Source organism: Aliarcobacter thereius LMG 24486 (assembly GCF_004214815.1).
GTDB classification, from domain to species: domain Bacteria; phylum Campylobacterota; class Campylobacteria; order Campylobacterales; family Arcobacteraceae; genus Aliarcobacter; species Aliarcobacter thereius.
In genome coordinates, this window is the sequence record NZ_CP035926.1 from 1,359,629 (window position 1) to 1,371,581 (window position 11,953).

Here is an 11,953-nt window from a genome sequence, read left to right on the forward strand (position 1 = left end):
TTATTAAGTAAGTTTGTGTTGAATTATTTTTCTGAGTTGTATTTAACAATCATAGAATAGATTTCATCTTTTAATTTTAATTTCTCTTTCTTTTTTGTATCAATCAAGAATTCATCTGCATGTGATTTTTCTAAATTAATTATCTCATGATCTAAATCATTATGTTTATCAAATACTTTTGCAAAACGAGTATCATTTTGTCTTAATTCTGCGATTGTTTCTCTATGTTCGTGAAGCATTTATTATCCTTGTTTGAAATTTAATTTTGGATTATATATAATATTTTCTTAAAATTAACTTCTATAATCTGCATTAATTTCTACATATTTATAACCTAAATCACAACCATAAGCTGTAAATTTTCCACTACCAACTCCTAAATCACAAATTATTTTATATTTATCATTTTTAAGAACATCTCCTGCTTGTTTCTCAACTTCTGCATCAAAACATATCTCACCTTTATTAAATACAACAACATCGTTATATGATATTACTAATTTTTCATCATCACAAATAACTTGTGATGCTCCAATTGTTGAAGCAATTCTTCCAAAATTTGGATCTTCTCCAAAAAGAGCTGTTTTTACTAATAAAGAATTAGATAGAGCTTTTGCAGCAATTTCAGCTTCTTTATCATCTTTTGCATTTATAACTTCAAATGCAGCAACTTTTTTAGCTCCTTCTCCATCAGCTACCATAAGCATTGCCATATCATTCATAACCAATCTTAGAGCTTCAGTAAAAGCATCTTTATCATAAGCATCTGATTTTCCATTTGCCAAAACTAAAACTGTATCATTCGTTGAAGTGTCTCCATCAACACTAATTGCATTAAAAGTTGTATGTTTATTGAGTTCTAATGCATTTTTTATATCTTCATAAGGAGCATTTGCATCTGTACAAATAAAACAAAGCATAGTTGCTAAATTTGGATTAATCATTCCAGCACCTTTTGCGACTGCTCCTATTTTAAATGATTTTCCATCTTCAAGCTTTACTTCATACATACAAGCTTTAGGATATGCATCTGTTGTCATAATAGCTTTTGATAAATTCTCTCCACTTTTTGCACTTAAATCAAATTTTTTAGCACCATTTACAAGTTTTTCTATTGGAAGTCTATTTCCTATAACTCCTGTACTACTCATAATTGGATTATATAAATCAAAATCTAATTTTGAAAATAGATTTTTAATATCTTCAATACCTTTTTTTCCTGTTAATGCATTTGCATTTTTTGAATTTATTAATACAAAATTTGTTTTAAAACCTTCTTCATATTGTAAAAAATGCTTAAGTGGTGCTGCTTGAAATTTATTATTTGTAAATATAGCTGCAACTGTACAAGGCTCTTTCGTATATATAAATCCCAAATCATTATTTCCATTTGGTTTAAGTCCTGCATGAATTCCATCACAAAAGAAACCATCAATTTGATCTATATAAGCTTTTATTGGTAAAATTGTAAACATTTTTATATCTCCCTTGGTTCATTTATTAAATTTAATACTCTTTTTGCTCTCACAATTCCTTTTTGAGAGCCAACAATAAGAAGTTTTGAATTTTTATTTATAACTTTATCACCTTTTGGTAAATGTATAAAAACTCCATTTTCTTCAGTGATTCCTATAACTGATATTTTCAATTTTTCTCTTAGATTAAGATCTTTTAACTCTTTTCCTACAATCCATGCATCATCTCTTATAAAGAAATCTTCCATTGTAATTGGGCTATCTTTTTTATATAAGAACTCATCTAAAATATTTTCCATATCTGGACTAATAGCCATTGCACTAACTCTTTTTGCCATCAATGATGGAGTTGCAACAACTTTATCTGCTCCTAATTTTTTTAATCTTATTTTCTCATTTTGTGTTTCAGCATTTGAAATAATTAAAAATGGAGCTCGTTCTAACTCTTTTTCATATAGTCTTACTGAAGCAATTAAAGTAATATTATCAGAAATATTTTTTGATAAAGAGATTGCTCCTTTTGCTGAACTTAGATGTGATTTTAAGAATGATGTCTCTTTATATGGTTCATCTTTTACAAAATATGGATATCCATGCTCTTTTGCAATATTTTCTATATCATCACTTGGATCAACTACAACAAAAGGAATATGATTTTCTCTAAACTGTTTTGCAACTTGTGCTGTATATTCATTGTGATAAAAAAGTACAAAATGTTTTCTCAATCTCGCTATTTTATAAAGCATTTTTCTCTCCTTTAGTAAAGCTCTTAAATTTCCATTTGTAAAAACATCGATTACCACTCCAACTGCAAAAATCAAACTTGTAAATCCTGCAATCATTAAAAATACAGTAAAAAGTATTGTCTCATTTTTGAAATTTGACTCATTTAAAGCACCAAATCCTGTATTAGTAAGTGTATATGATGTTTGAAATATTGCATGCATTATTGAATAATCTTCAAAATATACATATCCTAAAACTCCAATAATCATAAGAGATTGAATTAGAATAAGTGGTAATCTAATTGGTTTTAATTTTGAGTAAAGTAAGGGATTTAAATCATATTGCGGTTTAGAGCTAGTAAGTTCCCAGCCTAAACCTTTCTTAATTTTTGTAAAAATGCTCATAAAAGCACTTTTCTAAACAATTATGAGTGTTTTTTAAGAGTTCTTAGCTCTTTTGCAGAAATTTTTAATTTCATAGTTGAACCATCTTCTGTCATAACTCTAATAGTTCTAATATTTGGTAAAAATCTTCTTTTTGTTCTGTTTTTTGCGTGGCTAACGTTGTATCCAACCATTGGCCCTTTTCCTGAAATTGCACATCTTCTTGCCATTTTCTTATTCCTTTTTTATAGTGAAAAATATTTGCGTATTGTATCTCAAAATTCTTAAGTTAGATTTAAATTTTCTCTATAATCTCTTCAAATTTAAGAATATTTCTATTTAATTCAAGCTCTTTTGCTATTTTTCTATTTTGTTTTTTTATATTATTTAACTCATTTACATCGTGTAAAACAGCATCTATTTTAAATGGTGTACTTGGATCATTTGGTCTATCCATAGTAGAAAAAACATCTATTAACTCTTTTATATCATTGTTAATAGTAGAAAAAACCACACATTTACAGTACATAGCTTTTATTACACTTGAAGCTATATTTTTACTATGACTTGGAAGTAAGAATATATCACTTGCTGAAAATATCTCATCAATATTTGAGTTTTTATTATCTAATAAAATTATCTTATTTTGTAATCTTTCATATTTTGGTAAAGAAAATTCTAAATTTTTCAACTGCTGTTTTGAACCTAAAATTAAAACTTTATAATCTATATAAGAGATATTTGAAACAATATCTAAAAACTCTTTTATTCCACTTGTTTTAAAATTATTTGCAGAAAATAAAATAAGTTTTGTATTATCACTTAATTCAAACTCTTTTTTATATTTCTCTTTTACTATTTTTTCTTTTGAATAAATAATATTTGCACTAGGATAGATTACATCTATTTTATTTTCTTCAATCTCTGCTTTTTTACTAATCTCATGTAAATTTGAAAATGAGTTTGTAATAATATGTTTTGATTTTTTTGCATAAGCAATAGCTTCATCATCTATACTTCCACTATGAAAATATATATCAATATTGTCATTTTTGTTTCCAAATATTTTTGACAAAAGAGGTTTTTTGTATATTTTAATCCAAGCATTTTCTTTTATTTTTTCTATTAAACTATTTATTGTTTTATAATGTATAACTATGTTTTTCAATCTTTTATCCTATTTTTTTAAAATGTAATTATAGTTAAAAGTGCTTTATGTTATTATTTACTCTTATTATGAAAAGGTTTTATATGAAAAAAAGATTAATCTTTCTTGATAGAGATGGAGTTATAAATGAAGACTTTGGATATGTTTCAAAAATTGAGAACTTTAAATTTTGCAAAGGTGTTTTTGAAGCTTGTAAAGAGTTTTTAAAACTTGGTTTTGAGATAGTTATTGTAACAAATCAATCAGGAATTGGTAGAGGATATTATACAATTGATGATTTTAAAGATTTAACTAATCATATGTTAAATGAATTTAAAAAAGAGAATATAGATATTTTAAAAGTATATTTTTGCCCTCATAATCCTGATCTTGATTGTTCATGTAGAAAACCAAAAAATGGAATGGTTTTAGAAGCTTTAAGTGATTTTGACATTGATTTAAATAACTCTTGGTTAATTGGTGATAAATTAAGTGATATAGAGTGTGCAAAAAATGCTAATATTCCAAACAGAGTTTTAATAAATGAAAAAGATGAAAAGAATAAAGACTTTTTTGTAGCAAAAAGTTTATTTGATAGCTTAAAATATATAAAGGAAAAATATGAAATATAACAATATAAATTTTAATAAAAAAACAATTTTAATAACTGGTGGAGCTGGTTTTATAGGTTCAAACTTGGCATTTTATTTTCAAAAAAATTATCCAGAAGCAAAAATTGTAGTTTTGGATTGTTTTAGAAGTGGTGAAACTTTTTCTAATGGAAATTTAAAAAGCTTTGGACACTTTAAAAATTTAATTGGCTTTAATGGAGTTGTGATAAGTGGTGATATAAATGATAAAAAACTTCTAAAATCTTTAGAAAATGATTATAGATTTGATTATATTTTTCATCAAGCAGCTATATCTGATACAACTGCACTTGAACAAGATATTATGATAAAAACAAATGTAAATGCTTATGAAGATCTATTAAAAATTGCAATTAAACATAAAGCAAATATGATTTATGCTTCAAGTGCCGCTACTTATGGAGATAGTGATAGATTTGAAGTTGGATTTGAAAAACCAAACAATGTTTATGGATTTTCAAAAGTTATGATGGATAATATTACATATGAGTATTTAAAACAAGATTTACCAATCTCTATTGTAGGGCTTAAATATTTTAATGTTTATGGTTCAAAAGAGTTCTTCAAAAATAAAACTGCTTCAATGGTAGTTCAATTTGGACATCAAATTTTAAAAGGAGAAACTCCAAAACTTTTTGAAGGAAGTGATAAAATATTAAGAGATTTTATCTATATAGAAGATATTATTCAAGCAAATATAAAAGCAACAAAACCAAAAAAATCTGGTGTTTATAATGTTGGAACTGGAAAAGCTAGAAGTTTTGAAGATATTGTAAATATTCTACAAAAAAATTTAGAAATAGATAATGGTAAAAACTATATTCCAAATCCATTTATTGGTTCTTACCAATTTTTTACTGAAGCGAATATAGAAACTACAAAAAAATTCTTAAATTATGAACCAAGATTTTCTCTTGAAGATGGAATAAAAGATTATATACCTGAAATTAAAAGATTATTTACAGAAGAGATAAAATGATAGATATAAGTAAAAAGCCAAATATACTTGTAGTTGGTGATTTGATGATAGATCACTATTTATGGGGATCTTGCGATAGAATTTCACCTGAAGCACCTGTTCAAGTTGTAAATGTAAAAAAAGAGAGTGCAACTTTAGGTGGAGCTGGAAATGTTATAAATAATCTTGTTGCTTTAGGAAGCAAAGTTGAAGTAATTAGTGTAATTGGTGATGATAGTGTTGCAAATGAACTAAAAATTCTTTTAGAAAAAATTGGTGTAAATTCTAATAATCTAGTAATAGAAGAAAATAGAAAAACTTCTAAAAAAAGCCGACTTATGGCATCAAATCAACAAGTTTTAAGATACGATAGCGAAAGTGTTGAAAATATAAGTGATGAAAGTTCTAAAAAAATTTTAGAAGCAATATCAAAAAATATTAAATCTTACAATGCAATTATTTTATCTGATTATAAAAAAGGTGTTTTAACATCTTCTTTAACTCAAAATATAATCAAAATTGCAAATGAAAATAAGATTAAAGTTTTAGCAGATCCAAAAGGAAAAGATTTTTCTAAATATAAAGGTGCTTATACTTTAACTCCAAATAAAAAAGAGGCAATTGAAGCTACAAATATTGATATCAAAGATGAAAACTCTTTGATTGAAGCTTTAAAAAATTTAAAAGAAAAGTGTGATTTAGATGTTTCACTTATAACTTTAAGCGAACAAGGAATTGCAATATTCGATGAAAAACTTTTTACAAGTCCAACTGTTGCAAGAGAAGTTTTTGATGTAACAGGAGCTGGAGATACGGTTATTGCATCTATTACTTTTGCTCTTTCTTGCGGACTTGATATTAAAAAAGCTCTATATTTTGCAAATTTAGCAGCAGGAGTTGTTGTAGGAAAAATTGGTAGTGCAACTGCATCTTTAGATGAAATCTATGAATATGAATCAAGTTTAAATAAATCAAGTTCATCAAGCCATATAAAAACTTTTGAAGAGATAGAAAAACTTGCACTTAAGTTTCATAGTCAAGGTAAAAAAGTTGTTTTTACAAATGGTTGCTTTGATATTCTTCATGTTGGGCATGTAAAATATCTTCAAGAAGCAAAAAGTTATGGCGATATTTTAATTTTAGGATTAAATGCAGATAGTAGTGTAAAAAAACTAAAAGGAGATTCACGACCAATAAATAATCAAGAAGATAGAGCATATATTTTAGCTTCACTTGAAAGTGTTGATTATGTGGTAATATTTGAAGAAGAGACACCTTATGAATTAATTAAATTAATTCGTCCTCATATTTTGGTAAAAGGTGGAGATTATGAAGGTAAAGATGTTGTTGGGCAAGATATAGCAGATGAGTTAAAACTTGTTCAATTTGTAGATGGAAAAAGCACAACAAATACTATAAAAAGGATAGAAGAAAATGCAAAATGCAATAATTAAAGAGTTTTTAGCTCACCAAGAAACAATAGCAAAAGTAATAGAAACTATGCAAGAACCTCTTTTAGAAGCATCGAAACTTGCAGTTGAAACACTAAGAAATGGTAATAAAATTCTTCTTTGTGGAAATGGTGGAAGTGCAGCTGATGCACAACATATTGCTGCTGAATTAACAGGAAGATATAAAACTGAAAGAAAAGGTCTACCTGGAATTGCTCTTACAACTGATACAAGTGCAATAACTGCTATTGGAAATGATTATGGTTATGATAGAGTTTTTGATAGACAAGTTGAAGCTTTAGCAAATAAAGGTGATTTACTTATAGGTATTTCAACTTCTGGAAACTCAAAAAATGTTTTAAATGCTTTAGAAGTAGCAAAAAAAATGGGTTGTAAAACTTTGGGATTAACAGGAAGAGATGGTGGAGCTATGAATGAGCTTTGTGATATAAATTTAGTTGTACCTTCAAATGATACACCAAGAATCCAAGAGATGCATATACTTTTTGCACATACAATTTGTCAAATTATTGACAATGAGTTAAGCTAAATTGTAATCGTTTTGTAATAGTGTAGAGCTATTATTACTCTACCTATTCTATAAGGGTTATTTGATTTTATATCATTTAGCTCGCTTTTTTTATCTATATTCAGGGAAATTTATGAAATTTATTTTTGAACTTCTAAAAACTTACTTACTTTTTGTTGCTCTTTTTCTTTTAGGAAGAGTTGCTTTATATCTAATCTACTTTGATAGATTTAGTGAAATTGCATTTGAACAAACTCTTCTTACTTTTATTTATGGCTTAAGAATGGATACAATTGCGATATCAATAATACTTGTAATTCCAACTATTATTTTAGCTATTTCTCCTAAAAATATATCTGGCTTTTCTTCAAAGCTTGTATCATATTTTATTTTAACATTTTTAGTTTTAGCAATATTTATAGAGTGTGCAACTTTCCCATTTTTTGATGAATATGATTTAAGACCAAATTATCTATTTATAGAGTATTTAGAATACCCAAAAGAAGTTAGTAGTTTACTATTTAAAGATTATAAACTTGATATTTTATTTGCAACAATTTTAATATTTGTTTGCATTAGTATTTATTTAAAATCAAATTTTATAAACTTCTCAAAAGTATTTGAAAGTAATTATAAAACAAGATTACTTCTACTTTTACCTCTTTTATTAATATTATTTATTGGAATTCGTTCATCTTTTGCACATAGAGGTGCAAATATTTCTGATGCTCTATATAGTAAAAATAGAGTTCTAAATGAAATTACAAAAAACTCTTTACACTCTTTAGGTTATGCATATTATTCAAACAAAAAATCAGAAAGCAATATTTCAAAATATGGAAAAATTGATTTAAAAACTGCATATGCACTAGCCTCAAATGCTTTAGGTATAAAGTTTGAAGATGAACTAAGACCATTTTATAGAGAAGTTAAAACAATAAACAAAGAAGCCAAGCCAAAAAACTTAGTAATTATCATAGAAGAGAGTTTAGGTGCACAATTTACAGGTTTTATTGGTGGAACAAATCTTACTCCTAATCTTGATAAATTAGCAAATAATCATATATCATTTACAAATCTTTACTCAAATGGTACAAGAAGCATAAGAGGTTTAGCAGCTCTTTCTAGCGGAACTTTACCAATAGCAGGAAATGGTATATTAAAAAGAAATAAATCACAAAATGACTTTTTCACAGTTGCATCTCTTTTAAAACCTTTTGATTATAAATCTAGTTTTATTTATGGTGGTGAAGCTAGGTTTGATAATATGAGATCTTGGTATTTAGGAAATGGTTTTGATACTGTTATTGAAGAAAAAGATTATAAAGACTCAATTTTTAAAAGTACTTGGGGAGTTAGTGATGAAGATTTAATGATAAAAGCAAATGATACTTTTAAAGAACATTTTATAAAAAATGAAAAGTTTGTAAGTGTTGTATTTACATCTTCAAATCATATGCCATTTGAACTTCCTGATGGAAAAATAGAATTTGAAAAAAATATTCCAAGAAATAGTGTTGAGAATGCTATTAAATATGCTGATTTTGCTATTGGAAGATTTTTTGAATTGGCAAAAGAGGAAGAGTATTATAAAAATACTATTTTTGTAGTAGTTGCTGATCATAATGTAAGAGTTTATGGAGATGAAATTGTTCCTATTGATATGTTTCAAATTCCAGCTGCAATTATTGCAGAAGGTGTAAAATCTCAAGTATTTACTAAATTAAGTTCTCAATCTGATATTTTGGCAACAGCTCTTGACCTTTTAGGACTTGATTTATCTTATCCAATTTTAGGGAATTCAATATTTAAAGATAATAAACAAGAGATAAATCTTATGCTTTTTGATGAAACTTTTGCATATAGAAAAGGTAATAAAGTAGCCATTTTAGTACCAAATTTACCTATAAGAACATATATTTATGAAGATAAAAATCTAATAGAAACTGAAGAGGATTTTTTATTAGAGCAAGAGGGATTAGCTCTTATATATGTACTTGATGATATGTATAACAACAAATCATACAAATAGAAGTTCTAAAACTTCTTAATCTCTTTTAAAACATCATTAGCAGTAATAAGTTTCATACAGTTATGATGTTTTAAAGGACAAGCTCTTTTCATACAAGGAGCACATTCAAGATTTTTTGTAACTATTAATCCATTTGGATTGTTCCACTGGTTTGTCTCTGTAAATTTAGTAGGTCCAAAAATTGCAATAGTTTTTACTTTATATGCAGCTGCTATATGCATTGGTCCACTATCATTTGTAATAAATAGTTCAAGTCCAGCAATTTTTTCTATAAGCTCTTTTATAGAAGTTTTTCCAGCAAGATTTTGATAGTTTGTAACTCCATTTTTTATGAGTTCATTTTCTATATCTTTTGCTATATCAACTTCAGATGGTCCACCAAAAATCACAATATCGTACTTTGAGGCAAGGTTTATAGCAACTTTTGAAAACTCTTCAGGATACCATCTTTTTGCACTTCCATAAGTTGCTCCTGGATTTATACCAAGTGTTGCTTTATCATACTTAAATGCTTCAAAATATAGTTTTAAATCCCCTACTTTATTATTAAGATTCAAAAACTTATTTATAAAATCATTATATCTAATTGCAAGATGAATCTCTTTTTTTGTAAGCCTTTTGTATCCTAATTTCTTTTTTGCATTTATAAAAAATAGTAAAAACTTTGAAGTAAAACTTCTTCTAAAAGATATTGCAATATCAAAATCACCTAAACTTTTTGCTAATTTTATGAGATTTAAATATCTATTTCCATCTTTTTTTGTATTATCTACTATTACTTTTTCTATATTTGGATAATCTTTATAGGCTTGTGTAGATACATATGATCCAAGAAGAGTTATTTTTGCTTCTGGATAAGATTTTATAATATTTTCTATAGCTGGAGTCGCCATAATTGCATCTCCAAGCCAAGTTGGAATCTCTATAAATATTTTTTTAATCATTTCCTAAAAGTTCCTTCAAAGCATAAAATTGTGGATATTTTTCTATTTTTCCATCCCTATTATCAACCAAACCATAACCAGGTGCGATTAGTTGATGCCAGTAAACTCTTTTTATTTTTTTAGAATTTCTTGAAATATTAAAATAATCAATCATATATTTTGTATACTCTTCATTTGTCACACACTCTTTTTCACTTGTAGGTGCATAAGGTGCTGTATTTTTTATTGGCCAGTTTGTTTCAGTTATATAAATATCATCACTTAAAGTTTTTGGACTTAATTTAACCAAAGAAAAAAGCATATCAATCTTATTTTTCAGATCAAATATTCCATATTGTTTATTTTGTGGAGCTCCTCTTCTATCTACATAAAGAAGTGCTGAAGTTATATCATATTTTATTTTTTTCATATTGAACATAGCTCTTGCATTATAATAGTACTCAAAATCTATAACTGATGGTCCAAGAAGTTTTATATTTGGAAATTTTTCATCTCTTATTTTCTGTGCTTCCATAAAAAAAGGAATATAATCCTCTTTTATACTAAAAAAACTCCATTTTAGTCTATTTATTGTTGTTCCTATTTGAAACTCATCTGAAATACCTTCAAAGTTTGTGAATATTTCTTCTAAATTATTTTTTAATATATCTATATTTTCAATATTTTCTTTATCTTGAATAATATTTATTAGAATATTCTTTTTTGAATTTATATTAAAACTATTTGCAAAATTAACATAAGATTTTAAATTCTTTATATCAAATAGAGGTACTCTTATAATAAGATTTTTAACCCCTAACTCTTCTATTAAGTCTTGCTGTATATTTTGTCCATCATCTTTATCTAAATTTACTCCAAGACCTATTAAATCTTTATAACTTGTTTGAATTTTTCCTTTAAAAAACTTCATAAAAAGCACTGAAATTGGCAAAATAAATAAAGAAGTAAAAAGCATTTTAATATTATCATTTAAATGGTATTTTCTAACTCTTTTTTTAAACTCTCTATTCTTTATAACTTCAGGCTGATCAGAGTATTTATCCCAAGCAAGAAGATTATCGTAGTGAATATCTGCTTCATTAAAAAACATCTTTTTAGCTTTTTCCCATTGTTGTTTAGTTTTTCTTTTAGCTAAAAATTTAAAAGCTAATCTAATATGAAATTTACAATCTATTTTATATCTTCCACCTAAACCATCAATGACAACCATTTTATATCTATTTTTTTCATACTCTTGAAGTAGTACATTATATAAACTAACATCCACAAACAATATATTATTCTCAAACAAATATATTCTAAGTTCTTTTCCTAATTCCTCAAAATGTTCTTTTGATATAATTTTTTTTTGAAGAGCCTCTTTTACAGTAAGAGATTTCGTTCCATCATAATTAAATATTTTCTCAAAAACTAAACCTTCACCTAAGTTTGTATTAACTTTTCCATAAAATTTAGTTATATGCTCATAAGATATATTTTTATTTTTTAAATATTTAAAATAACTATATTCTAATTCATTTTGGCTATTATTCCCACATGAAATTTTAATAATCTTAGAATCATCACTTGGATGGTCATATACTCTTCTTAAACCACCTTCTCCATAAAATATATCTTTTTCTAAAAAAATCATATCTTTCATAATTCACCTCTAATTT

12 protein-coding genes are annotated in these 11,953 nt (G+C 26.1%); 5 read left to right on the plus strand and 7 right to left on the minus strand.

Going from position 1 to position 11,953, the window contains the following annotated elements:
* Positions 1-23: 23 nt before the first annotated feature.
* The 5 genes from ATH_RS07040 to ATH_RS07060 all read right to left on the minus strand — a co-directional run bounded on the left by ATH_RS07040 (position 24) and on the right by ATH_RS07060 (position 3,752).
* Positions 24-239, minus strand: coding sequence for a YdcH family protein (locus tag ATH_RS07040; protein ID WP_066181702.1), 216 nt, complete (start codon positions 237-239; stop codon positions 24-26).
* 54 nt (positions 240-293) lie between these two features.
* Positions 294-1,475, minus strand: a complete 1,182-nt coding sequence (gene argJ, locus ATH_RS07045; protein WP_066187453.1) for a bifunctional glutamate N-acetyltransferase/amino-acid acetyltransferase ArgJ — start codon at positions 1,473-1,475, stop codon at positions 294-296.
* A 2-nt stretch (positions 1,476-1,477) separates the two neighbouring features.
* Positions 1,478-2,605, minus strand: coding sequence for a potassium channel family protein (locus tag ATH_RS07050; RefSeq protein WP_066390185.1), 1,128 nt, complete (start codon positions 2,603-2,605; stop codon positions 1,478-1,480).
* A gap of 20 nt (positions 2,606-2,625) precedes the next feature.
* Positions 2,626-2,814 (minus strand): 50S ribosomal protein L28, encoded by a 189-nt coding sequence (gene rpmB / locus ATH_RS07055; RefSeq protein WP_066171776.1) that lies wholly within the window; start codon positions 2,812-2,814, stop codon positions 2,626-2,628.
* 65 nt (positions 2,815-2,879) lie between these two features.
* Positions 2,880-3,752 (minus strand): glycosyltransferase, encoded by an 873-nt coding sequence (locus tag ATH_RS07060; protein ID WP_167542998.1) that lies wholly within the window; start codon positions 3,750-3,752, stop codon positions 2,880-2,882.
* Between the two features lie 83 nt (positions 3,753-3,835).
* Here ATH_RS07060 and gmhB point away from each other — a divergent pair, with 83 nt between their 5' ends.
* The 5 genes from gmhB to ATH_RS07085 all read left to right on the plus strand — a co-directional run bounded on the left by gmhB (position 3,836) and on the right by ATH_RS07085 (position 9,351).
* Complete coding sequence (gmhB, locus tag ATH_RS07065; protein WP_066390184.1) at positions 3,836-4,363, plus strand: D-glycero-beta-D-manno-heptose 1,7-bisphosphate 7-phosphatase; 528 nt, start codon at positions 3,836-3,838, stop codon at positions 4,361-4,363.
* Complete coding sequence (gene rfaD / locus ATH_RS07070) at positions 4,353-5,360, plus strand: ADP-glyceromanno-heptose 6-epimerase (RefSeq protein ID WP_066171774.1); 1,008 nt, start codon at positions 4,353-4,355, stop codon at positions 5,358-5,360. Before gmhB ends, rfaD begins: the two co-directional genes overlap by 11 nt.
* A complete protein-coding gene (rfaE1, locus tag ATH_RS07075; RefSeq protein ID WP_066176591.1) occupies positions 5,357-6,793 on the plus strand; it encodes a D-glycero-beta-D-manno-heptose-7-phosphate kinase in 1,437 nt (478 codons plus the stop codon). Before rfaD ends, rfaE1 begins: the two co-directional genes overlap by 4 nt.
* On the plus strand, positions 6,774-7,340 hold the full coding sequence (gmhA, locus tag ATH_RS07080) for a D-sedoheptulose 7-phosphate isomerase (RefSeq protein WP_066171769.1): 567 nt from the start codon (positions 6,774-6,776) through the stop codon (positions 7,338-7,340). The genes rfaE1 and gmhA overlap by 20 nt, the downstream gene beginning before the upstream one ends.
* A 112-nt stretch (positions 7,341-7,452) precedes the next feature.
* Positions 7,453-9,351, plus strand: coding sequence for an LTA synthase family protein (locus ATH_RS07085; RefSeq protein WP_066176589.1), 1,899 nt, complete (start codon positions 7,453-7,455; stop codon positions 9,349-9,351).
* Positions 9,352-9,356: 5 nt separating this feature from the next.
* Here the strand turns inward: ATH_RS07085 and ATH_RS07090 are convergent, their stop codons facing one another.
* Both ATH_RS07090 and ATH_RS07095 read right to left on the minus strand, forming a co-directional pair.
* Entirely contained in the window at positions 9,357-10,295 is a 939-nt protein-coding gene (locus ATH_RS07090) for a glycosyltransferase family 9 protein (protein WP_066176588.1), read from the minus strand.
* Positions 10,288-11,937 (minus strand): YrbL family protein, encoded by a 1,650-nt coding sequence (locus ATH_RS07095; RefSeq protein ID WP_083202014.1) that lies wholly within the window; start codon positions 11,935-11,937, stop codon positions 10,288-10,290. The genes ATH_RS07090 and ATH_RS07095 overlap by 8 nt, the downstream gene beginning before the upstream one ends.
* Between the last annotated feature and the right edge of the window lie 16 nt (positions 11,938-11,953).